This window comes from Mycobacterium pseudokansasii, assembly GCF_900566075.1.
Classification (GTDB): Bacteria; Actinomycetota; Actinomycetes; order Mycobacteriales; family Mycobacteriaceae; genus Mycobacterium; species Mycobacterium pseudokansasii.
On record NZ_UPHU01000001.1, the window covers coordinates 744,338 to 767,550 of the forward strand.

23 protein-coding genes are annotated in these 23,213 nt (G+C 66.0%); 15 read left to right on the forward strand and 8 right to left on the reverse strand.

The window, feature by feature from the left end:
• Window positions 1–7: 7 nt before the first annotated feature.
• The 3 genes from EET10_RS03410 to EET10_RS03420 are packed head-to-tail and all read right to left on the reverse strand — an operon-like array spanning window position 8 to window position 3,170.
• Window positions 8–1,888, reverse strand: coding sequence for a GMC family oxidoreductase N-terminal domain-containing protein (locus EET10_RS03410; RefSeq protein ID WP_036398718.1), 1,881 nt, complete (start codon window positions 1,886–1,888; stop codon window positions 8–10).
• Window positions 1,885–2,214: a hypothetical protein gene (locus EET10_RS03415; protein WP_036398715.1), complete on the reverse strand. Its 330-nt coding sequence runs from the start codon at window positions 2,212–2,214 to the stop codon at window positions 1,885–1,887. The genes EET10_RS03410 and EET10_RS03415 overlap by 4 nt, the downstream gene beginning before the upstream one ends.
• Window positions 2,211–3,170 carry a hypothetical protein gene (locus EET10_RS03420; RefSeq protein WP_122502731.1) on the reverse strand — a complete coding sequence of 320 codons (960 nt, stop codon included), beginning with the start codon at window positions 3,168–3,170 and terminating at the stop codon, window positions 2,211–2,213. Before EET10_RS03420 ends, EET10_RS03415 begins: the two co-directional genes overlap by 4 nt.
• A gap of 44 nt (window positions 3,171–3,214) precedes the next feature.
• On the opposite strand from EET10_RS03420, the gene EET10_RS03425 reads away from it, so the two are divergent.
• Window positions 3,215–3,937, forward strand: a complete 723-nt coding sequence (locus EET10_RS03425) for a FadR/GntR family transcriptional regulator (protein ID WP_036398713.1) — start codon at window positions 3,215–3,217, stop codon at window positions 3,935–3,937.
• Between the two features lie 175 nt (window positions 3,938–4,112).
• Here EET10_RS03425 and EET10_RS31550 read toward each other — a convergent pair whose 3' ends face one another.
• Window positions 4,113–4,235 (reverse strand): hypothetical protein, encoded by a 123-nt coding sequence (locus EET10_RS31550; RefSeq protein WP_276862740.1) that lies wholly within the window; start codon window positions 4,233–4,235, stop codon window positions 4,113–4,115.
• Window positions 4,236–4,351: 116 nt separating this feature from the next.
• Entirely contained in the window at window positions 4,352–5,149 is a 798-nt protein-coding gene (locus tag EET10_RS03435; protein WP_036398711.1) for a DUF3109 family protein, read from the reverse strand.
• 141 nt (window positions 5,150–5,290) lie between these two features.
• Between EET10_RS03435 and EET10_RS03440 the strand changes: the two genes are divergently transcribed.
• The 9 genes from EET10_RS03440 (at window position 5,291) to EET10_RS03480 (ending at window position 12,963) form a co-directional block, all read left to right on the forward strand.
• A complete protein-coding gene (locus EET10_RS03440) occupies window positions 5,291–6,325 on the forward strand; it encodes a Ppx/GppA family phosphatase (protein ID WP_036398709.1) in 1,035 nt (344 codons plus the stop codon).
• Window positions 6,322–7,371 (forward strand): hypothetical protein, encoded by a 1,050-nt coding sequence (locus EET10_RS03445; RefSeq protein ID WP_099187993.1) that lies wholly within the window; start codon window positions 6,322–6,324, stop codon window positions 7,369–7,371. Before EET10_RS03440 ends, EET10_RS03445 begins: the two co-directional genes overlap by 4 nt.
• Window positions 7,372–7,386: 15 nt before the next feature.
• Window positions 7,387–8,229, forward strand: coding sequence for a sugar phosphate isomerase/epimerase family protein (locus EET10_RS03450; RefSeq protein ID WP_036398706.1), 843 nt, complete (start codon window positions 7,387–7,389; stop codon window positions 8,227–8,229).
• Between the two features lies 1 nt (window position 8,230).
• Entirely contained in the window at window positions 8,231–9,076 is an 846-nt protein-coding gene (locus tag EET10_RS03455) for a thioesterase family protein (RefSeq protein WP_036398703.1), read from the forward strand.
• A gap of 28 nt (window positions 9,077–9,104) precedes the next feature.
• Window positions 9,105–9,977: a pyrroline-5-carboxylate reductase gene (proC, locus tag EET10_RS03460; protein ID WP_174719672.1), complete on the forward strand. Its 873-nt coding sequence runs from the start codon at window positions 9,105–9,107 to the stop codon at window positions 9,975–9,977.
• Between the two features lie 140 nt (window positions 9,978–10,117).
• Window positions 10,118–10,375: a helix-turn-helix domain-containing protein gene (locus EET10_RS03465; protein WP_023370446.1), complete on the forward strand. Its 258-nt coding sequence runs from the start codon at window positions 10,118–10,120 to the stop codon at window positions 10,373–10,375.
• A gap of 179 nt (window positions 10,376–10,554) precedes the next feature.
• Entirely contained in the window at window positions 10,555–10,656 is a 102-nt protein-coding gene (locus tag EET10_RS03470) for a 30S ribosomal protein bS22 (protein ID WP_003402602.1), read from the forward strand.
• A 78-nt stretch (window positions 10,657–10,734) separates the two neighbouring features.
• Window positions 10,735–11,871: an SDR family oxidoreductase gene (locus EET10_RS03475; protein WP_063466965.1), complete on the forward strand. Its 1,137-nt coding sequence runs from the start codon at window positions 10,735–10,737 to the stop codon at window positions 11,869–11,871.
• 15 nt (window positions 11,872–11,886) lie between these two features.
• Window positions 11,887–12,963 carry a lysophospholipid acyltransferase family protein gene (locus tag EET10_RS03480; protein ID WP_036398699.1) on the forward strand — a complete coding sequence of 359 codons (1,077 nt, stop codon included), beginning with the start codon at window positions 11,887–11,889 and terminating at the stop codon, window positions 12,961–12,963.
• 95 nt (window positions 12,964–13,058) lie between these two features.
• Here the strand turns inward: EET10_RS03480 and cmaA2 are convergent, their stop codons facing one another.
• The 3 genes from cmaA2 to EET10_RS03495 are packed head-to-tail and all read right to left on the reverse strand — an operon-like array spanning window position 13,059 to window position 15,455.
• On the reverse strand, window positions 13,059–13,967 hold the full coding sequence (gene cmaA2 / locus EET10_RS03485) for a cyclopropane mycolic acid synthase CmaA2 (protein ID WP_023370452.1): 909 nt from the start codon (window positions 13,965–13,967) through the stop codon (window positions 13,059–13,061).
• A gap of 33 nt (window positions 13,968–14,000) precedes the next feature.
• Window positions 14,001–14,501: an FAS1-like dehydratase domain-containing protein gene (locus tag EET10_RS03490; protein ID WP_036398697.1), complete on the reverse strand. Its 501-nt coding sequence runs from the start codon at window positions 14,499–14,501 to the stop codon at window positions 14,001–14,003.
• Window positions 14,502–14,546: 45 nt separating this feature from the next.
• Window positions 14,547–15,455 (reverse strand): HAD family hydrolase, encoded by a 909-nt coding sequence (locus EET10_RS03495; RefSeq protein WP_036398695.1) that lies wholly within the window; start codon window positions 15,453–15,455, stop codon window positions 14,547–14,549.
• 168 nt (window positions 15,456–15,623) lie between these two features.
• Here EET10_RS03495 and EET10_RS03500 point away from each other — a divergent pair, with 168 nt between their 5' ends.
• The 5 genes from EET10_RS03500 (at window position 15,624) to EET10_RS03520 (ending at window position 23,113) form a co-directional block, all read left to right on the forward strand.
• Window positions 15,624–16,214: a (2Fe-2S)-binding protein gene (locus tag EET10_RS03500; protein ID WP_167480124.1), complete on the forward strand. Its 591-nt coding sequence runs from the start codon at window positions 15,624–15,626 to the stop codon at window positions 16,212–16,214.
• A 3-nt stretch (window positions 16,215–16,217) separates the two neighbouring features.
• The gene (locus EET10_RS03505) at window positions 16,218–17,195 is read left to right on the forward strand and encodes an FAD binding domain-containing protein (RefSeq protein ID WP_122501899.1); all 978 of its coding nucleotides are present in this window, start codon (window positions 16,218–16,220) and stop codon (window positions 17,193–17,195) included.
• Window positions 17,192–19,369 (forward strand): xanthine dehydrogenase family protein molybdopterin-binding subunit, encoded by a 2,178-nt coding sequence (locus tag EET10_RS03510; protein ID WP_063466967.1) that lies wholly within the window; start codon window positions 17,192–17,194, stop codon window positions 19,367–19,369. Before EET10_RS03505 ends, EET10_RS03510 begins: the two co-directional genes overlap by 4 nt.
• Before the next feature lie 262 nt (window positions 19,370–19,631).
• Window positions 19,632–20,069 carry an MmpS family transport accessory protein gene (locus EET10_RS03515; RefSeq protein WP_099187995.1) on the forward strand — a complete coding sequence of 146 codons (438 nt, stop codon included), beginning with the start codon at window positions 19,632–19,634 and terminating at the stop codon, window positions 20,067–20,069.
• Window positions 20,066–23,113 carry an MMPL/RND family transporter gene (locus EET10_RS03520; RefSeq protein ID WP_246013597.1) on the forward strand — a complete coding sequence of 1,016 codons (3,048 nt, stop codon included), beginning with the start codon at window positions 20,066–20,068 and terminating at the stop codon, window positions 23,111–23,113. Before EET10_RS03515 ends, EET10_RS03520 begins: the two co-directional genes overlap by 4 nt.
• Window positions 23,114–23,213 lie beyond the last annotated feature (100 nt).

Below are 23,213 nucleotides of genomic sequence, written 5' to 3' on the forward strand. Positions count from 1 at the left end.
CTTTAGCTCACATAGTCGGCGCTGTACGGCCGGCGACTATCTGGTCAGCCACCGCCAGCGCCGTCGCCATGATCGACACCTGCGGGTTGACCTCCGGGCAGCTGGGCAGGATCGATGCGTCGGCAACCCACACGCCGTCGACGCCGCGCAGCCGGCCGCTCGGGTCGACGGGACAGATCTGCGGGTCGGCGCCCGCGGCCGCGGTCCCGGTCGGATGGAACGCGGCCAGGTGCAGGCCGCGCGGGTCGGCGCGCCGCAGCACATCCTGCAGCGCGGCGGGTGATGCCACGGTGCCCGCGCCAGGCACACCGGTCAGCACCTCGGCCGCCCCGGCGGCAAAAAGCAGCCGGCCGATGGCCTCCATGGCGACTCGCAGCTTGGCGATGTCGGCGCGGGCGATGTCGTAGCGCACCAGCGCCTCCCCGCGCACCGACCGGACCGATCCCACGCCGTGGTCGGCCACCATCGCACCGAAGGTGGCGACCCGGGGAGCCCGGTCCAGCCAGCCGAGCAGTTCGGCGCCGTAGCCGGGAAAGACCATCGAGCCCATGCCCGGCGGCGTGGCGGTCGCCTCGATCAGCACCCCGTCGGATTCGTGGAACTCGTGGACCGCCGCACTTTGCAGCACGCCGCGCCAGGCATACACGTCGTCATCGAAGCGGCCGGCGAGCATCGTCGCCGGATGCAGTGCGAGGTTCCGGCCGAGCCGGGGATGGCCGCCAAGACCGCTGCGCCACAACAACATCGGCGTCTCGGTGGCTCCGGCGGCGACGACGACGGTGTCTGCCAGCACATCGATCGCGGTGCCGTCGGGCCGGCGGGCCCGCACGCCACGGGCGCGTCCGTGCTCGTGCAACACCCGCTCCACACGCGCGTGGGAGACGATCCGCGCGCCGGCCGCGCAGGCCTGCGGCAGTGCGTTGAGATGTACGCCGAACTTGGCGTTGCCGGGGCAGCCGATCGCGCATTGGCAGCAGCCTTCGCAGCCTGGCGCGTTGCGCGGGATGGGCGCAGCCCGCCAGCCCAGCGCAGTGGCGGCCTCGAGCAGCAGGTTGCCGTTGCGGCCCATGACGTTGCGCGGCGCCGGTGCGACCTGAAGCGTGCGCTCCACCTCGTCGAGGTAACCGGCCAGCCGGTCCGGGTCCGCCAGGCCGAGCCCGAATTCGTCGCGCCAGCGGCGTTGCACGGCATCGGGTGGCCGAAAGCAGGTGCCGGAATTGACGACGGTGGTGCCCCCGACCGCCCGGCCCATCGGCAGCACCACCGACGGGCGGCCCAGCGCGATGGTGGCCCCGGCGCCGCGGTAAAGGCCGGCATAGCGGTCGATCGGGTGGGTGCTACGGAACTCCTCGACCGTCCAGCGCCGCCCCTCTTCGAGTACGACGACGCCGGCGCCGGCCTGCGCCAGCGTGCGCGCGGCCATGGCGCCGCCGGCCCCGGAGCCGACGATCACCGCATCGGTGGTGACGACCGAAGCGCTATCCGTCGACGAGCGGACGGTCAGCTCCGCGTCCGGGCGCGCCGGGTCGTTTCTCTGGGCGCGGGCGAGCAGCTCGTCGGCGTAGGCGTCCGCGCCGTTGGCCAGCAGCACGATCGCTTTCAGGCCCTCCACCGCGGCACCCATATCGGGGCCGACGGCGGCGACCCGGCCCAGCACCCGGGCCCGCTGCGCCGGACTCAATCGCGGCAACGACCGGCCCGTGGTCAGGTAGCTCGCGGCCGCCAGCGACAGCACCCCGGCGCGGACCGCGGACCGTTGCATCGCCGGCAACTGTTCGACGTAGCGCCCGACGCGTTCGACGAACTGAGCCGGCGCTGGACCACCGTGCTCGGGTGGTAGCAACGCCGTGCCGAACGCGGCCACGGCCCGATCCGCCAGCCGGCTCATCGCCGGCGCCCGAACCGTCGACCGAGTTTGATGAAGAACGGATAGGTCCCGAAGATGCCGCCGGCGGCGGCGTGCAACGGCCACCCTGCTTCCGCGGTATCCACGTCGAACACGCCGCTGTTCCACATGAAGTCACGGCCGTTCTGCGAGCGGAACGGGCGCCACAAGAACCCCAGGCCGGGCACGTTGTTGTAGAGCCCGAACGATCCCGCGAAGAAGACACCGAGCACGGCGGCTTCGGCGAGATCACGACGGTCTTCGGGCACCCTGCGCTCGATGAGCGCTCCGCTGGCGAACAGCAGCGGCGGGTCCAGGAGAAAACTCATGACGGGGTCCTTTCGTGGACGGCGGGTGCGTCGGCTCCGCGCAACCCGACTTCGGCATGCCCGATGCCCAACACCGACCAACGCCGGTCCTCGACCTCGACGTAAATGTCCGCCTGCTCGGTGTTGGTGCACACCGCCCGGCCCCCGTCCGGGTCGGTGTATTCCAGCCTCACGCACCTGTCCGGGGGTTGATCGACACGGATCAGCACCTTGCGGCCGCCGATGTGTCCCTCCAGCTGCCAGTGCGCCACGCCGAGCGTGGTGCGCATCCGCAGGGACGGGAAAGGGCTTGCCGGCCAGTCTTTTCCGTCGATGCGGAACCGGACGAACGCCAGTGGCGCAAGCTTGCGCAGTCCCGGCTTGTGCGACACCGCGGTGACGGCCTCCACCACGTCGCCGCCGCCGAGGTCGGCATGGATCCAGCCCCAGCGCTTGGCATTGCCATGCCCGTAGATGTGTGCGACGCCGCCGCGCCAGCCGGTGACGGGATGGGTGGTGTTGCCTTGAGAATCCACGTTCAGCGAGCCGGTGAAGTCGGCCGTGGGGGCAAGCACCACCTGCGCGCCCGGCAGCAACTCGCGCTCCCACGCTACCCGGGGAAACGTCCACAGCGGCGCGCCGGCGTCCTCCCAAGCCAGGTCCCAGGCCAGTGATCCCGCCCGCCCGGTCAGCTTTCCGGGCGCCACCCGGGCGCCGGCGGCGTCGAACCACGCCGAGCCGGCGGCGGGCTGGACCGGTGTCGGACCGAAACGTTCGGTGCGCGGCGGGCCCTCCGGCGGAAACCAGGTGACCCAACCGTGCCCGTAGGGCGATCCGGTTGTCGGCGCCACCGTTTCGCAATGGACCCACAGACCCGCACGCGTCGACGGGTCGGACAGGGTGGCGTACCAGACTTCCAGGCGTCCGGCCCTACCTTGCCAGCGCGGGGCTGTCGCCGACCGCAATTCATCGTCCACTTGCTCCACCTCCGGTTGATTCGTCCACTATATTGGTTGAGCCAATGAACCAGTCAAGTGCCTTTCAGCCGCCGGACCGTCAGCGCGTCGACGAACAGATCGCCGCGTCGATCGCGGACGCCATCCTGGACGGGGTCTTCCCGCCGGGCTCGACGCTGCCGCCGGAACGTGACCTGGCCACGCAGTTCGGGGTCAACCGCACGTCGCTGCGGCAGGGGCTGGCCCGGCTGCAGCAGATGGGCCTGATCGAGGTCAGACACGGCAGCGGCAGCGTGGTACGCGATCCCGAGGGGCTTACTCATCCCGCCGTTGTCGAGGCGCTGGTACGCAAACTGGGTCCGGATTTCCTCGCCGAACTGCTGGAGATCCGCGCGGCTTTAGGTCCGTTGATCGGCCGCCTGGCCGCGCAGCGACACACCCCCGACGATGCCCACGCATTGCGCGACGCGCTGGCGGCCCTGCGGGACGCCGATGATGCCGCCGGCCGGCAGGAGGCCGACCTCGCCTATTTCCGGGTGCTCATCCACAGCAGCCGCAACCGCGCGTTGGGGTTGCTGTATCGCTGGGTCGAGCACGCCTTCGGCGACCGCGAGCACGGGCTGACCGGGGCCTACGACGATGCCGAGCCGGTCCTGGCCGATCTGCACGCGATCACCGAGGCGGTGCTCGCGCGCGACCCCGTTGTCGCAGGTGCGGCCGTCGAGGCGTATCTACGCGCCAGTGCGCTGCGGATGATCGTGGCCTACACCGAGGGATCTACGAGCTGACTGTGTGCTAGCCGTTGATCCCGTACTGGCCGAACAGCAGGCCGCCGGTGCCACCGGTGCCGCCCGGCCCCTGGTTGAGGGTGCCAGAGACGCCATTGCCCCCGTTTCACGATCAATATCCCGGCATCCCCACCGTTTTTGCCACTGCCCGCGGGCGCCGCGGCGCCATTGCCGATCAGCGGACGCCCAGCAGCCCCAGGGTGGGCGCGTTGATCAGGTCGAGTATCGATTGCAGCGGTCCGGCGTTGGCGGCCTCGGCCGCCGCATACGAGCCGGCGCCCGCGGTCAACGCCTGCACCAACTGCCACGAACTGCCACGAACTGCTGATGAAACGCCGTAGCCTGGGCGCCGATCGTATCGTGCTGCGGAGGCCGGATAGCGCCGTTGCGGCAAACTCCCCCGGGGCCTGTCCGCTACCTCGGCGCTGCGCGCGTCGCAGGATGGACGGCCACCAGCCCTAACCGGCTGCGGCGTTTACATATTTCGGCCAGTTCCGCATACGCCTTCACGCCGAGCAGTTCGGTGAGCTCGTCGGCCAGGCTCTCCCACACCTGTCTGGTTCCGATATGGGCGGCCGGATCGCCGGTGCAATACCAATGCAGGTCGGCCCCGCCGGAACCCCAGCCGCGGCGATCGTATTCGGTGACGGTGGTTTTCAGAATCTCGGTGCCGTCGGGCCGGGTCACCCATTCCTGACTGCGCCGGATCGGCAACTGCCAGCAGACATCAGGTTTCATCGTCAGCGGCGCCACACCCAACTTCAGTGCCTTGGTGTGCAGCGCACAGCCGGGGCCGCCCTTGAAGCCCGGCCGGTTCAAGAAGATGCAGGCGTCCTTGTGTTTTCGGGTGCGGTACTGCGGTTGGCCGTCGTGCTCGTCGAGTTCCAGATATCCCTTGCGGCCCAGGCCTTTTCCGCGGAATTGCCAGTCCTCGTCGGTCAGTTTCTGCACCGCGTCGTCGAGCCGGGCACGGTCGTCGTCATCGGATAGGAAGGCTCCGTGCGAGCAACACCCGTCGTCCGGCCGGCCCGCCACCGTACCCTGGCAGGCGGGCGTGCCGAACACACATGTCCAGTGCGACAGCAGCCAGGTGAGGTCGGCCGCGATCAGGTGCTCGGGATTGTCGGGATCGTAGAATTCCACCCACTCACGGGGGAAATCCAATTCGACCTCTTGCCCCGGGTGCACCGGCCTCAGGCGCGAGTTTGCCACGGTTGCAACGTTAGTCCACCGTTGCGGTCGTCTGGGCGGCCAGCGGCAGGCGCATCCTGCGCGGGCTCTCCCCGCAAGCCCGATGGTGCTCCCGCATCGGGTCGCTGAGCGACCCGCGTCGTCGCCCGCTAGTTTGATCTCGTGCGATTGGGCGTGCTGGACGTGGGCAGCAACACGGTCCATCTACTGGTGGTAGATGCTCACCGTGGCGGGCATCCGACGCCGATGAGTTCGACGAAGGCCACGCTGCGGCTGGCCGAAGCCACCGACAGCTCGGGCAAGATCACCAGGCGTGGCGCCGACAAACTGGTGTCGACCATCGACGAGTTCGCCAAGATCGCGGTGAGCTCCGGTTGTGCCGAGTTGATGGCCTTCGCCACCTCGGCCGTGCGGGAAGCCGAGAACTCCGAAGATGTGCTGGCCCGGGTAGGCAAGGAAACCGGTGTCGAGTTGCAGGTACTGGGCGGGGTCGACGAGTCCCGGCTGACCTTCCTGGCGGTGCGACGATGGTACGGCTGGAGTGCGGGCCGCATCGTCAACCTCGACATCGGCGGCGGTTCGCTGGAGCTGTCCAGCGGCGTGGACGAGGAGCCCGAGGTGGCGCTGTCGCTGCCGCTGGGCGCCGGCCGGTTGACCCGCGAATGGCTGCCCGACGATCCGCCCGGCCGGCGGCGGGTGGCGATGCTGCGTGACTGGCTCGACGCAGAGCTGTCGGACGCCAGTGTGGCCGTTCTGGAGGCGGGCAATCCTGACCTCGCGGTCGCCACATCGAAGACCTTTCGGTCGCTGGCACGGCTGACCGGAGCCGCGCCGTCGGCCGCCGGACCGCGGGTGAAACGGATGCTGACGGCCGACGGCCTCAGGCAACTCATATCTTTCATCTCTAGGATGACGACCGCTGACCGTGCAGAACTGGAAGGAGTCAGCGCCGAGCGCGCGCCGCAGATCGTAGCGGGGGCTCTGGTCGCGGAGGCAAGCATGCGAGCGCTGTCGATAGACGCGGTGGATATCTGCCCGTGGGCGCTGCGAGAAGGTGTGATCTTGCGCCGACTCGACAGCGAGGCCGACGGGACCGCCTTCATGGAAACTTCGCCGGTGGCGACGTCGGTGCGCGATGCTGGAGGTCAGTTAGCAGATCGGAATGCCGCTCCCCGATCGAGAGGCAACAAACCATGACTGGACCACATTCCGACACGGAGGACACCAAGCAGATCTCGGTCGCCGAACTACTGGCCAGAAACGGCACCATCGGCGCCCCTGCCGTGACCCGGCGGCGTCGCCGTCGCCGCGGCGATAGCGATGCGGTCACGGTGGCCGAGCTGACCGGCGAAATCCCGATCATTCGCGAGGACCGGCGCGAAGACCGGCGCGAGACGGCCGAGACTCCGGCGCCTACAGTCCCGGCCGAACCGCCAACTCAGCCACAGCCCGGCAAACCACGCGTCGAGGTTGCCGAGCCGGTCACGCCGTCGCCTCCACAACCTGAGCCGGTCGCCGCAGAACCGGTAATCGAGGAGCCGGCCAAGGCCAGGTACTGGTCCGAGCCCGAACCGCGCTGGCCCAGATCCGAGCCGATCGCCCGACGCAAGTCGGGCCCCGAACGCAGCGAGTACCCGCGACCCTTGCGTCACACCGAAGAAAGCGACACCTCCGAGCAGCAGTCCGGTGCCGAGCACATGAGTCCCGACCCGGTAGGCCACTACGTCGACACCTCGGTGGACGCGATAGACGTTGCGGTGGACGAGGCTGAACCGGCCGCCGACGAGACAGCCTACGTGCGTTCCTACCTACACGATGTGGACGGCGCCGCGGAGCGGACCCTGTTCGGCGGGCAGTCGCTGGCCGACGAGGTGGCCCGGCGGCGGGGCGAGGCGGCCCCGGCGGTGTTCGACGAGGAACGGCTCGACCGTGACCGTGCCGACAAAACCGGAGGCTCCGGCCGTGCCCCGGGTGCGCTGGTGGCCCTGTGGCGCGGCACTGTGGTGGTGCTGCAGTCGATCCTGGCCGTCGTGTTCGGCGCCGGTCTGTTCATCGCCTTCGACCAGCTGTGGCGATGGAACAGCATCGTGGCATTGGTGCTCTCGGTCTTGGTGATCCTCGGGCTGGTGGTCGCGGTGCGAGTAGTCCGTAAGACCGAGGACATCGCCAGTACGTTGATCGCGGTTGCGGTTGGCGCGCTGATTACCTGGGGACCGTTGGTGCTATCCCTGCAAACAGGCTAGGCGCGCCGATACCCAGTGCGTCCAGCAATCAAAGTCGGCTTGTCGACGGCTTCGGTGTACCCGCTGCGGGCCGAAGCCGCATTCGAGTACGCGGCCCGACTCGGCTACGACGGAGTCGAGCTGATGGTGTGGGGCGAGTCGGTCAGCCAGGACGTCGACGCGGTCAAGAGACTGTCGCGACGCTACCGCGTGCCGGTGCTGTCCGTGCATGCGCCATGCCTGCTGATCTCGCAACGGGTATGGGGCGCCAACCCGATTCCCAAGCTGGAGCGCAGTGTGCGGGCCGCCGAACGACTGGGCGCGCAGACGGTCGTGGTACACCCGCCGTTCCGGTGGCAACGTCGCTACGCCGAGGGGTTCGGCGAGCAGGTCGCCGCGTTGGAAGCGTCCAGCGACGTGATGGTCGCCGTCGAAAACATGTTTCCGTTCCGGGCGGACCGGCTTTTCGGGGTCGGCCAATCACGGGAACGGATGCGCCGGCGCGGCGGTGGTCCGGGTCCGGCGATTTCGGCGTTCGCGCCGTCCTACGACCCACTGGACGGCAATCACGCCCATTACACGCTGGACCTCTCGCATACCTCGACCGCGGGCACCGATGCGCTGGATATGGCCCGCCGGATGGGCCGGGGTCTGGTCCATCTGCACCTGTGCGACGGCAGCGGGCTGCCCGCCGATGAACACCTGGTGCCCGGTCACGGCACGCAGCCCACTGCCGAGGTGTGCCAGATGCTGGCGAGCGGTGGCTTTACCGGTCATGTGGTGCTGGAGGTGTCCACCTCGTCCGCACGTTCGGCGAGTGAGCGGGAAGCCATGCTGGTTGAGTCCCTGCAGTTCGCCCGGACCCATCTGCTGCGGTGAAATGAGCGCGATGTTCACCACCGCGATGGCGCTGCGGCAGGTCGACGCTGCTGCCGATGACGCGGTGTTTCACGGCGAGCTGAACCGGCACTGGACGATCGGTCCCAAGGTGCATGGCGGCGCGATGATGGCGCTGTGTGCCAATGCCGCCCGGATGGCTTATGGAGGGGCGGCGCCACAGCCGGCACTGCAACCGGTGGTCGTATCGGCCAACTTCCTGTGGGCGCCGGATCCGGGAGCGATGCGACTGGTGACGTCGATCCGCAAGCGTGGCCGCCGGATCGGCGTGGTCGACGTCGAGCTGACCCAGGGTGAGCGCACCGCGGTGCATGCCGTCGTCACGCTGGGCGAACCCGAGCACCAACTGCTCGGCGTGACGACCCCGCTGCTGTCGGCGAACCCGGTCGTGGATCTGATGGCACCTGAACCTCCCGACGATGTGGCGCCGATCGGACCGGGCCACCCGCTGGCCGGGCTGGTGCACCTGGGCGAGGGCTGCGACGTGCGGCCGCTGCTGTCGACGCTGCAGCCCGGTACCGACGGGCGGCCGCCGGTCATCCAGATGTGGGCGCGCCCGCGCGGGGTGGCTCCTGATCCGCTTTTCGCGCTCATGTGCGGGGATTTGTCGGCGCCGGTCACCTTTGCCGTAGACCGCACCGGCTGGGCGCCGACCGTCCAGCTCACCGCCTTCCTTCGGGCACTGCCCGCCGACGGCTGGCTGCGGATCATCGCCACCTGCATGGAGATCGGACACGACTGGTTCGACGAGGACCACACCGTCGTCGACAGCAACGGCCGTCTGGTGGTGCAAGCACGTCAATTGGCAATGGTCCCGGCCGCTGGCTAGCGCTCCGGGGTCTGCGATGCTGTGCGGCATGGCAAGAATCGCGATCATCGGTGGGGGCAGTATCGGCGAAGCGTTGCTGTCGGGTTTGCTGCGCGCGGGCCGGCAGGTCAAGGACCTGGTCGTGGCCGAACGGATCCCCGAGCGCGCCAAGTACCTGGCCAGCACCTACTCGGTACTGGTCACCTCGGTCAGCGAAGCGATCGAGCACGTGACGTTTGTGGTCGTCGCGGTGAAACCGGCCGACGTCGAAACGGTGATGGGGGACTTGGCTGCAGCGGCCACGGCTGCCGGCAGCGACAGTGTCGAGCAGGTGGTCGTCACGGTCGTCGCCGGTGTCACGACCTCCTACTTCGAATCCAAGCTGCCGGCGGGCACGCCGGTGGTCCGGGCGATGCCGAACGCCGCCGCACTGGTGGGAGCCGGGGTCACCGCGCTGGCCAAGGGGCGGTTCGTTACCCCGCAACAGCTGAACGAAGTGTCCGCACTCTTCGATGCCGTCGGCGTCGTGCTGAACGTTCCGGAGCAACAGTTGGACGCTGTGACCGCAGTGTCGGGCTCCGGGCCGGCGTATTTCTTCCTGCTGGTCGAGGCCCTGGTCGACGCCGGCGTCGCGGTGGGCTTGAGCCGTCAGGTGGCCACCGAGCTGACCGCGCAGACCCTGGCCGGGTCGACGGCGATGCTGCTGGAGCGGATGGAGCAAGAGCGTCCGGCCGCCGGTGAGCCGACGGGGTTGCTGGTCGACACCACGGCGCTGCAACTGCGGGCGTCGGTCACCTCCCCCGGTGGGACGACTGCCGCCGCGCTGCGCGAGCTGGAGAAAGGCGGGTTTCGGGGGATCGTCGATGCGGCCGTCCAAGCCGCCAAAAGCCGCTCTGAGCAGCTAAGAATTACATCGGAATAATTCGGGAATTTTGAACTGATTTCCTCTCACCAGTACCAATAACCCCACTAGTCCCGCTATTCTCCTCTTTGTATGCACGTGTGGGTGCCAGCGGAGGGGAAGCCGCTGGCATTGCGCGTGCCTGACATGATTGGGTTGCGATGACGTCAACGAACGGGCCATCAGCACGGGATTCCGCAGGTAAATCGGTGCGCGACAGCGGCACGGGGGAAGGCCAGCAGGCCGGTACTCAATTCCTCACCGTGGCCGAGGTGGCTTCGCTGATGCGGGTCTCGAAGATGACCGTGTACCGGCTGGTGCACAACGGCGAGTTGCCCGCGGTTCGGGTCGGGCGGTCTTTCCGGGTGCATGCCAAGGCCGTCCACGACATGCTGCAGACCTCGTACTTCGCCGGCTAGCCGACAGCGCCGCAGGTCCGAGCAGGCCGCCACGGGTCTGCTTCGGCTGGCCCGGCGGCCACCAATGGCGCCGGTTTGGTGTTGGGTGCGGCGGGCTGGGTAAAGTGACTGGGTCCTTTGTAGTCATTGGTAGTCCCTTGTAAACATTGACAAGCGGGCATGGTCAGGTAGCGGAGTCCATGGGTTCAGTAATCAAGAAGCGGCGCAAGCGCATGTCGAAGAAAAAGCACCGCAAGCTGCTGCGCCGCACCCGGGTACAGCGCAGGAAACTCGGCAAGTAAGGCTCGGCCGGCCCCAGTTGACGCGTACCGTCACCGGCTTGTAACGCCGCTGTCTCTCGACGCCGCTAGGCTGTCGGGGTGAACTCATCGAGCGGCCAGGGGGGCGGCGCCGGAGGAATCGGCGGCCGCAATGACGACACCGTGCACTACCCCAAGGTAGTGCTGGTTACCGGTGCGTGCCGGTTTCTGGGTGGCTACCTGACCGCCCGGCTGGCGCAGAACCCGTTGATCAACTCGGTGATCGCGGTCGATGCGATCGCACCCAGCAAGGACATGCTGCGTCGCATGGGCCGGGCCGAGTTCGTCCGCGCCGACATTCGAAATCCCTTCATTGCCAAGGTGATTCGAAATGGCGATGTCGACACTGTGGTGCATGCGGCCGCCGCTTCCTACGCGCCACGGTCCGGCGGTAGTGCCGCGTTGAAGGAAATCAACGTGATGGGCGCCATGCAGCTGTTCGCGGCTTGCCAGAAGTCACCCTCGGTTCGCCGCGTCGTGCTGAAATCCACGTCCGAGGTCTACGGCTCGAGCCCACACGACCCGGTGGTGTTCACCGAGGACAGCACCAGCCGTCGACCCTTCCGGGAGGGTTTCGCCAAGGACAGCCTCGATATCGAGGGGTATGCGCGCGGGCTGGGCCGGCGTCGACCCGATATCGCGGTGACCATCCTGCGGCTGGCCAACATGATCGGCCCCGCGATGGACACCACACTGTCGCGGTATCTTGCCGGGCCGTTCGTGCCCACGATGTTCGGTCGCGACGCGCGACTGCAATTGCTGCACGAGCAGGATGCGTTGGGTGCCCTGGAGCGCGCTGCGATGGCCGGCAAAGCCGGCACCTTCAACATCGGTGCCGACGGCATCATCATGCTGTCGCAGGCGATCCGCCGGGCCGGCCGAATTCCGTTGCCGGTACCGGGATTTGGGGTGTGGGCGCTTGATTCGCTGAGACGAGCCAACGGATACACCGAGATCAACCGCGAGCAATTCGATTATTTGAGTTACGGCAGGGTGATGGACACCACCAGAATGCGTTCCGAACTTGGCTATCAGCCCAAGTGGACGACGGCCGAGGCTTTCGACGACTACGTTCGGGGCCGTGGCCTAACTCCCATTATCGATCCGCATCGGGTACGCTCCTGGGAGGGTCGCGTGATCGCGTTAGCGCAACGGTGGGGAACCCGGAAGCCAATTCCATGGGTGGGGGTCAGGTAGATTTGGGTAGCTATCGTGGCGGGTGAGACCAGAGCGAATGTCATTCCACTGCACAGTAATCGGGGTCGGGTAGCAGCGCGCCGCCGTGCCGGTCAACGCGCCGACTCGTCCCGTGAGCATCCGTCGCTGCTGTCCGATCCGAACGGCCGCGCGTCGGCCGAACAGATCGCCGCAGTGGTCCGTGAAATCGACGAGCATCGGCGTGCCGCGGGTGCGACTGCCGTTCCCGGGTCGGGCGAAGCGCCGCTCAGCGATCTCGCGCAGCGTGTCGCCGCGGTCGCCGGATTCCTGCGGCAACGCCTGACCGGCGATTACAGCGTCGACGAATTCGGATTCGACCCGCATTTCAACGACGCGATCGTTCGGCCTTTGCTGAGGTTTTTCTTCAGGTCATGGTTCCGCGTGGAAGTCAGCGGAATCGAGAATCTTCCGAGCGATGGCGCCGCGCTGGTGGTGGCAAACCATGCCGGAGTGTTGCCGTTCGACGGGTTGATGCTTTCGGTGGCGGTTCACGACGAACATCCCGCCCACCGGGATCTGCGGCTGCTTGCCGCCGACATGGTGTTCGACCTGCCCGTGGTGGGCGAGGCCGCCCGCAAGGCCGGGCACACCATGGCTTGCACCACCGACGCGCACCGACTGCTGGCCTCCGGCGAACTCACGGCCGTGTTCCCCGAAGGTTACAAGGGCCTGGGTAAGCGCTTCGAGGACCGTTACCGCCTGCAGAGATTCGGACGCGGCGGCTTCGTATCGGCGGCGCTGCGTACCCAGGCGCCGATTGTGCCCTGCTCGATCATCGGGTCGGAGGAGATCTACCCGATGCTGACCGATGTCAAATTGCTGGCGCGGCTGTTCGGTTTGCCCTATTTCCCGGTCACTCCACTGTTCCCGTTGGCCGGCCCCGCCGGATTGGTGCCGCTGCCGTCGAAGTGGCGCATCGCATTCGGGGAGCCGATCCACACGGCCGACTACGCGACCACCGACGCCGAGGATCCGATGGTCACCTTCGAGTTGACCGATCAGGTGCGTGAGACCATTCAGCAGACGCTGTACCGGCTGTTGGCCGGGCGCCGCAACATTTTCCTAGGCTGACGTACTGGGCGCGGTCTGTTGGAGGTGCGCGAGCGTAACGCCGGGGCCGGAATTCGCCTTGGCGTTACGTTCGCGACTGAAGCAAAATGCGAGCGCTACTTCACCAATGTGAACTGGCAAACATCGGTGTAGTGGTCGCGGAACAGGTCCGAACAGCCCCGCAGGTAATGCATGTAGATGTCGTAGGTCTCCTGCCCCTTCAGGGCGATCGCCTCATCCTTGTGTGCCTCGAGCGCATCGGCCCAGGCGTTCAGCGTCGGAACATAGTTGGAGCCGATGCGGTGGTAGCGCTCGACCTTCCAGCCGGCGTTGGACGAGTAGTGGTCGACCTGCGAGATTCGCGGCAACCGACCGCCCGGGAAGATCTCGGTCAGGATGAACTTGATAAAGCGCAGCAGGCTCATCGGCGACGTCAAGCCGAGCTCCTTGGCTTCGTCGGCATCCGGGATGATGATCGTGTGCAGCAGCATCCGGCCGTCGTCTGGCGTCAAGCTGTAGTACTTCTTGAAGAAGGTGTCGTAGCGCTCGAACCCGGCATCGCCGGCGCCGTCGGCGAAGTGCTCGAACGCACCGAGTGACACGATCCGGTCGACCGGCTCGTCGAATTCCTCCCAGCCCTGGATCCGCACCTCCTTGCGGCGGGGGCTGTCGATCTCTTCGAACTTCGCCACGTCGTGGGCGTACTGGTTCTCGCTGAGCGTCAGGCCGATCACGTTGACGTCGTATTCCTGCACGGCGTGGCGCATGGTGGCGCCCCAGCCGCAGCCGATGTCGAGTAGCGTCATGCCCGGCTCGAGGTTCAGCTTGTCCAGGGCAAGTTTGCGTTTGGCGTACTGCGCCTCTTCCAACGTCATATTGGGGCGCTCTTCGAAGTACGCGCAGCTGTACGTCATCGACGGGTCAAGCCAAAGCTTGAAGAATTCGTTGGATTTGTCGTAGTGGGAACGGACTGCTTCGACCGGCGGCTTGAGCTGCGTGCCACCCGTTTCACCCTGAGACGTCATTGAACGGACCCTACCTTCTGGCTTCGACTTGTTTCAAATAGATGCAATTGCCGCCACGGTGGCATCGGCCTCGGCCTCGTGGTGCGCTGCTTCCCCCAACATGGTGACGACGCCGGTAGCGACCGGCTTGCCGTCGGCATCTGTGATTTCACTTCGAATCTCGGCGAGCACTGTGCCGTGTGACTCAATCACAGAGTCTAGGTAAGTATGAAAGAAAAGCTTGTCGCCCGCCAGGATCGGCCGGTGGAACCGGAACTTTTGGTCGCGATGGAAGACCCGGGCGATGTTGATCGGAATGCTGAATTTGGTGAAAATCTCCATCTGCACGCGCCGTCCGGCGACCGCCAGGAAGGTCGGCGGGGCCACCAATGCGGGATAGCCCGCTTCGGCCGCGGCCGCATCGTCATAGTGCGCCGGATGCTCGTCGTTGACCGCGGCCGCGAACTCGCGGATCTTCTCCCGCCCGACTTCGAAATAGTCGGGGGCGCGGTAGTTCTTGCCGATGAGTCCTTCTGCTTCCTGGGGGACTGTCATGCCGCTGTGCTCTCTGCTCGAATGTGTGCTCAGCGGCGCAGCTTATCAGCGTGATTGGCGCCGGGACGCCAGAGCCGCCAACGCGCCGCCGGCCGCGCCCAGCGCCAGGGCCGACGGCACCCCGATCCGGGCGGCCTTGCGCGCGGTCCGGAAATCCCGAATTTCCCAGCCCCGCTCGCGGGCCAGGCTGCGCAGCCGCGAATCCGGGTTGATGGCGACGGCGGTGCCCACCAGCGACAGCATCGGCACGTCGTTGTAGCTGTCGGAATAGGCGGTGCAGCGTTTGAGGTTCAGACCTTCCCGGATGGCCAGTGAACGCACCGCGTGAGCCTTACCGGTGCCGTGCAGGATGTCGCCGACGAGCCGGCCGGTGAACACCCCGTCGACGGACTCCGCCACCGTGCCCAGCGCGCCGGTCAGGCCAAGCCGGCGGGCGATCGTCGCCGCGAGCTCGTACGGCGTCGCGGTGATCAGCCAAACCTGCTGCCCGGCTTCGAGATGCATCTGGGTGAGCTCGCGGGTGCCCGGCCAGATCTTGTCGGCGATGAATTCGTCGTAAATCTCCTCGCCCAGGTTCATCAGTTCGGCCACCGAACGGCCCTCGATGAAGGCCAGCGCCTTGCGCCGCCCGGCTGCGACGTCCTCGCTGTTCTCCACGCCGAGCAGCTGGAACTTGGCTTGCGCGTAGACGAAGCCCAGGACGTCGCGGTAGGTGAAGTAACGACGGGCGGCCAGCCCCCGGCCGAAGTGCACCGCGGACGAGCCCTGGACCAACGTGTTGTCCACATCGAAGAACGCCGCCGCGGTCAGGTCGATCGGCGGCTGCGGACGATCCTGCGCAGCGGCGGTCGCGCGCAGGCCGTCGAGGGCGCGTTCGGCGCTGGCATTTGCGGCCACCGACTCCAGGTCGGCGCCGGTGATGCGATTCGAGGTGCCCAGATCAGAGGAAGCCATCAGAAACCTCTCACAATCGCGGTACCCGGCCGGTGGGCGACACTTCGGCCAACATAAACCCTATCCGGCATATGTGTTGGGGAGGTTTTCCAGGCTGACGCGAGACGAACACGGGCCGGGATCCGAGTTTATCAACGATGTTGCGAGCTGCGCTTCTACAGTTGAGCCGTGGACGACCGACTTGGGTTCCGAGTCAATCGCCGGACGTTTGTGGGTGCCTCCGTCGCCGCGGGCGGTGTCGTCGCCGTCACTACCGTTGCCGGATCTGAGCGAACCGTCCAGGACGAAATCCACACCGCCGTGGTGCGGGCCGAGATCAACGGCGAACCTCGAGAAATCGCCGTCGACAACCGCACGTCGCTGCTGGACATGCTGCGCGAGCGGGTGGGATTGCCCGGCACCAAGAAGGCCTGCGACCACGGCGCATGCGGTGCCTGCACGGTGCTGGTCGACGGTCGGCGGATCAACTCCTGCCTGACTTTGGCGGTCATGCACGAGGGTGCGCAGATCACCACCATCGAGGGCTTGGCCGGTTCGGGCGGCCGACTCCATCCCCTGCAACAAGCGTTCATCGATGAGGACGCCTTCCAGTGCGGCTACTGCACCGCCGGCCAAATCATGTCCGGCGTCGGTTGTATCGCCGAAGGGCACGCGGGTTCGCCCGCGGAAATACGAGAGTGGATGAGCGGCAACATCTGTCGGTGCGGTGCATACACCAACATCGTCAAGGCGGTCGCAACCGTGGCACGAGACCGGTAGCACGTGTTCCCGTTCCGCTACCTCAAAGCGTTCGACGAGCAGGCGGCGTTGCGGGCGGCGGCGGCCGGCGCCCGTTATATCGCCGGGGGCACCACGCTGGTCGACTTGATGAGGGAATCGGTCGAACGCCCCGATTCGCTGGTCGACATCAACGCGCTTCCGTACCGCTGGATCGACGTGCAGCCGGGAATGATCCGTGTCGGATCCCTGGTGCGGATGTCCGACCTTGCTGCTCATCCCGTCGTCCGGCAACAAGCCCCGGTGATCGGTCAGGCACTCGAGCTCAGCGCCTCGGCTCAGCTTCGCAACATGGCATCGATCGGCGGCAACCTGCTGCAACGCCCGCGGTGTCTGTATTTCCGCGACGTGTCGGCCGCATGCAACCGTCGCGCTCCGGGCACCGGCTGCTCGGCGATCGACGGACGTAACCGCACCCACGCAATCCTCGGTACCAGCCGGCACTGCAGCGCTACCCACCCTTCGGACCTCGCGGTTGCGCTGCTGGCATTGGACGCCGTCGTCGTCAGTCGGGGAGCCGCCGGGCAGCGGCGATTTGCGCTGGCGGAACTCTTCCGCCAGCCAGGTGACTCACCGCACCGCGAGCACAACCTCGAACCGGGCGAGCTGATCGTCGGGATCGAGGTACCTCTCGGGCCGGAGGCCCGCCGGTCCGGATATCTCAAGGTGCGCGATCGGCAGTCATACCAATTTGCGCTGGCCTCGGCGGCCGTGGCACTCGACATCGTCGCCGGCACGATACGCAGCGCGCGGGTCGCCGTTGGCGGCGTCGCCACCGTCCCGTGGCGGTTACCGGCCGTCGAAAGGGAGCTGCAGGGCCGCCCGATCGACACGGGCCTGTTCCGCCGCGCCGCCGAACTTTCGGTTGCCGGTACTCAACCGTTGCGGGAGAACGGTTTCAAGGTCGAACTTCTCCAGCGCACTGTCGAAAAGCAATTGGCCACCGTGGCGGCAATGCCATGACCCACGCATTCAACGCCGCCCAGGTCGTTTCCGGCCAGCCGGTCAGCCGGGTGGACGGGCCGCTGAAGGTGACCGGCAAGGCCAGCTACGCCGCCGACAACCAGATTCCCGGATTGCTCTACGCCGCACTGGTCTGTAGCACGGTGGCATGCGGCGGGATCAAGCGCATGGACGCCGGTGCCGCGTTGCGGCAGCCTGACGTGCTTGCCGTGCTGACCGACTTCACCGGGGTGAAACTGCCCTTCGACACCCGGCTGGTGACCTTCTTCGGACAGCCGGTCGCCGTGGTGATCGCGACGACGCTCGAGTCGGCGGTCCACGGGTCAGAACTGGTCGACGTCCGGTATTCGAGTCGGCCGCCGCTGACCGATATTGATGCGGCACAAGCGGACAAGCGACCCGGCCGGTTCATCCGCGACTATTTCCGCGGGTTCGCCGATCAGGCGATTCGCCGTACCGCGGTGATGACGGACATGCGGTTCAGCATCGCGCGCAACGATCACAGCCCCATGGAGATGCCTGCGACGATTGCCACCTGGGAGCGCGATCGGCTCACGGTATGGGACAAGGTGCAAGACATCAGCGCTGCCCGACAGTTCTACGCCGACGCCTTCGGTCTACCCACAGATCGTGTCCGGCTGATCTCGCCGTTCGTGGGCGGCTCGTTCGGTAGTGCCAGCCGGACCTGGCCGCATCAAGTGCTGACCGCTTTCGCGGCTCGCCGGATGCGACGACCCGTCAAGCTGGTATTGACCCGCCGGCAGATGTACAGCGCAATCGGATACCGGCCCACCAGTCGGCAGCGTATGGCGATCGGGACAGACGAATCCGGGCGCCTCAGGGCGATGATCCACGAAGGGCATACGGAGACGGCCAGGTACGGGGACTATGAGGACGGACTCGTCCGCAGTCCCCGACTGCTCTACCGCGTCCCCAACATGCGTTCGACGTATCGCGTGGTGCCGTTGGATGTTGGCCTGCCGTGGTTCATGCGGGGCCCCGGCGCGGTCACCGGAGCGTTTGCGCTCGAGTGCGCCATGGACGATCTGGCACACCGTCTGCGCATGGACCCGATCGAATTGCGGATGCGCAACGAACCCGACGTCGACCAGACCAACGGGATGCCGTTCTCCACCCGTCGGCTCACCGAATGCCTGACCCGGGGCGCGGCGAGGTTCGGATGGAACCGGCGCAATCCGGCGCCCGCCGCCACCCGCGAGGGCGATCTCTTCGTCGGGATCGGGGTGGCCGCCGCTGCCTACTACACGTATCGCAGCCAGTGCTCGGCGATCGCGAAGGTTTTCGCCGACGGCACCGCCGAAGTGCAATGCGGAACCAGCGACATGGGGCCCGGGACCTATACGTCGATGACGCAGGTCGCTGCCGATGCCCTCGGAATGCCGTTGAGCCGGGTACGATTCGCGTTGGGTGATAGCAGTTTTCCGCCGGCGCCCCCGCACTCGGCCTCGCGAACCATGGCCAGTGTGGGTTCTGCGGTGTACACCGCCGCGAACATGCTGCGCGACAGGTTTATTCGCACGGCGGTCACCGACCCGCGATCTCCGCTGAGCGGCCTGCGTCCGGAGGAGGTGGTGGTTGCCGACGGCCGTATGTGCGCCACGGCTTCCAGGGCCGGATCCGAGCGCGGCGAGTCGTATCAGGACTTGTTGCGCCGCCGCGGCTGGTCCGGTTTGGATTCACAACAGACCTGGACGCCGGACGACGCCGATCGCCGATACTCCACCTACGGCTACGGAGCCGTATTCGCCGAGGTGGTCGTCGACCGTTTGCTGCCGACGGTGCGGATCCGCCGCATGTATGCGTGCTACGACGCCGGCCGGGTGATCAATCCCAAACTCGCGCACAGTCAGGCGATTGGAGGCATGGTCGGCGGGATCGGGATGGCGTTGCTGGAGCGGACGGAGCTGGATTACCGCGACGGCCGGATAGTCAACGCAAACATGTCCGACTACCTGGTTCCGGTCAACGCCGACGTCCCCGCCCTGGACGCGACCTTTTTGCCGGCCGAGGACACGATTGCCGACCCGATCGGCGTCAAGGGACTCGGCGAGTTGGTCATCGTCGGGGTACCCGCTGCGATCGCCAATGCCGTGTTCAACGCCACCGGCAGACGCGTCACCGATTTGCCCATCACCCTGGAGAAGCTGCTGTGACCCGTCTGATCCGGCCGTCGCCGGGGGCACCGGTAACGAGGTTTGTCTGAAATCCGAAATGCATTCAGCGGGTCGGCGGTAGCGTCTACGCTGCGAGCGCAAACGACGCATCGGATTGCCACACACGTTGGAGATTTCTGGGAGGTTCAGATTCGCGCAATGGGCGCTCTCGACCACGCACCTTGATTGGGACGAGCCGGGGGCGACGCACCCGATGCCGCAGTCTATGGTGTGGGCCCGGTGGCGAAGCACGAAGGTGAGGATGAGTCCGGTTACCAGCGTTGTGAAACGAATGTGGCTGCTGCTGGCCGTCTCAGCCGTGGCGATTGTCGCGGCGCTGGGTATCTATCGTCTGCACCGCGTATTCGGCGTTCACGAGCATCCCGCCGTGATGGCCAAGGCTGATGTCGATGTCCCGCTGTTCAACCCGAAGCAAGTGATCTACGAAGTTTTCGGCCCCGCCCCGACCGCAAGGATCGCCTACCTGGACCCCGACGCCCATGTGCTGCAGCTGCCGGACGTGCCGCTGCCGTGGTCGCAGACGGTCACCACGACGCTGCCCGCGGTCAGTGTGAACCTGATGGCGCAGAGCAACGCCGACACCATCGGCTGCCGGATCATCGTGAACGGCACCGTCAAGGACGAAAGGTCGGTCACCAGACCCAAAGCCCTGACCTTTTGCCAGGTGACATCGGCATGAGCGAACGGGATGGCGCGGCGGCGCCAAAGCGCCCGCCTCTGCCGCGATTGATCCGCCGTTTTGCGGTGCTGATCCTGTTGTTATGGCTGGGGTTCACCGCGATCGTCAATCTCGCCGTTCCGCAGCTGGAGGCGGTGGGAAAGGCCCACTCGGTATCGATGAGCCCCAGCGACGCGCCGTCGATCGAGGCGATAAGGCGCGTCGGCCAAGCATTCAAGGAGTTCGACTCCGATAATGCCGTGACCATTGTGCTGGAAAGCGATAAGCCACTCGGCGACGAGGCACACCAATTTTACGGCGAGCTGATGAAAAGGCTTTCAGCTGATACCAGGCACGTCGCGCACATTCAGGACTTCTGGGGTGATCCGTTGACCGCCGGCGGATCTCAGAGCCCGGACGACAAAGCCGCATATGTCGTGGTGTATCTCGTCGGTGACAACGAAACCGAAGCATACGCATCGGTGCACGCCGTCCGGCATATCGTGGACACCACACCGCCGCCGCGGGGGGTCAAAGCTTACGTCACCGGCCCATCGGCACTGAACGCTGACCAGGCCGAGGCCGGGGATAAAAGCATCGCCAAGGTCACCGCGATCACCAGCCTGGTGATCGCGGTGATGTTGCTTTTCATTTACCGCTCCGTGGTTACCGCGTTTCTCGTCTTGATCATGGTCGGGATTGACCTGGGGGCAATCCGGGGAACCATTGCCTTTCTCGCCGACCACAACGTATTCAGTCTCTCCACCTTCGCAACCAATCTGCTGGTCCTGTTGGCCATTGCGGCCACCACGGACTACGCCATATTCATGCTCGGTCGTTACCACGAAGCGCGCAACGCCGGCGAAGATCGCGAGACCGCGTTCTACACGATGTTCCATGGGACCGCCCACGTGATCTTGGGCTCCGGATTGACCATTGCCGGCGCCATGTATTGCCTCAGCTTCGCCCGGCTTCCGTATTTCAATACACTCGGCCCGCCATGCGCGATAGGCATGCTTGTCGCGGTCTTCGCAGCCCTCACGCTTGGGCCCGCGGTGCTAACCATCGGCAGTTTATTCAAGCTTTTCGATCCCAAGCGGAGATTGAACACCCGCCGATGGCGACGCGTGGGGACGGCAATCGTCCGCTGGCCGGGGCCGGTTCTAGCCGCGACCTGCGTGATCGCGTTTATCGGCCTGCTGGCGTTGCCCAGTTACAAGACGACATACGATCTGCGCAAGTTCATGCCGGCCAGCATGCCGTCCAACGTCGGGGATGCGGCAGCGGGCCGGCATTTTTCGCGGGCCCGGCTCAACCCCGAGGTGCTGATGGTCGAGACCGACCACGATATGCGTAATCCGGTGGACATGCTGGTATTGGACAAAATAGCCAAGAACATTTACCACAGTCGCGGTATCGAACAAGTCAAAGCGATTACCCGGCCGCTGGGAACCACCATCAAGCACACTTCGATACCATTTATCATCAGCATGCAAGGGGTATCGAACACCGAAAACATGCAGTTTATGAAGGCCCGCATGGACGACATGCTGATACAGGTAAAGGCGATGGATGTCTCCATTGCGACCATGCACACCATGTACGAACTCATGGGTGAAGTCATCGACAATACCGTCGACATGGATCACCTCACTCATGATCTGTCGAATATCACGAACACGTTGCGAGATCACATCGCCGACTTCGAGGATTTCTTCCGGCCGATTCGCAGCTACTTTTACTGGGACAAACATTGCTACGATATCCCGGTTTGCTGGTCCATCAGATCAATATTCGACATGATCGACAACGTCGACCAGATGAGCGAGAAACTCGAATATCTGGTCACCGACATGGATATTCTGGTGAAACTCCTGCCGCAAATGCGTGCCCAGATTCCGCCGATGATAGAGACGATGACGATCATGCGGGACATGCTGGTTGTCTGGCACGGCACGTTGCAGTCTTTCTATGACCAATCGGATACGGGCAGCAAGGATCCCGGCGCGATGGGCCGGGTCTTCGACGCCGCCCAAATCGATGATTCCTTCTATCTGCCGCAGTCGGCCTTCAAGAATCCCGACTTCCAGCGCGGCCTGAAGATGTTCTTGTCGCCGGACGGCAAAGCGGCCCGTTTCATCATTGCCCTGGAGGGGGACCCCGCGACATCGGCCGGTATCGCCCGGGTCGAGCAGATCAAGGATGAGGCGCGGGAGGCCATCAAAGGCACTCCGTTGCAGGGTGCCGCGATCTATCTGGGTGGTACCGCGGCGACGTTCCGGGACATTCAAGAGGGCGCCACCTACGACCTGCTGATCGCCGGAGTGGCCGCGATCAGCCTGATCGTGATCATCATGATGCTCATCACCCGGAGTGTCGTCGCCGCGGCCGTCATCGTCGGGACGGTGCTGCTGTCTATGGGGTCGTCTTTCGGTCTGTCCGTGCTCGTATGGGAGGACATCCTCGGCATCGAGTTGTACTGGCTGGTATTGGCGATGTCGGTGATCCTGCTGCTGGCCGTGGGATCGGATTACAACCTGTTGCTGATCTCGCGGCTCAAAGAAGAGATCGGAGCCGGGCTCAACACCGGGATCATCCGCGCGATGGCCGGCACCGGCGGAGTGGTGACGGCCGCGGGCATGGTGTTCGCCGTGACCATGTCCCTCTTCGTGTTCAGCGATCTGCGGATTATCGGTCAGATCGGCACCACCATCGGGCTGGGCCTGTTGTTCGACACGTTGATCGTCCGCTCGTTCATGACACCGTCCATTGCCGCGCTGCTGGGACGCTGGTTCTGGTGGCCGCAGCGGGTGCGGCCGCGTCCGGCGAGTCGGATGCTGCGGGCCTACGGGCCTCGCCGGCTGGTTCGCGCCCTGCTGCTGCCGCCCAACGGCGGATCGGCAACCGGGGACCGGCGCGGGGGCGTCGGTCCCGGCGGAGCCCGATCAGGGATGTCGTCGCCCCACGAGTCGGCATTCCGGCGTTCCGACGACGCCGACGATTCAGGCCCCGCCGGCCCACGCCGGTGGCAAGCCCGGGACACCGACCCCGAACCCGCGCCCTAACGGACCCGGCGCCCGGAAGGCGCGCTCCGCCGTGCACTCGAGAACCCGACGAGTCCGCATCCTGCGGCACCGGGAGTGCCACCGAATGCCACACTGGTGC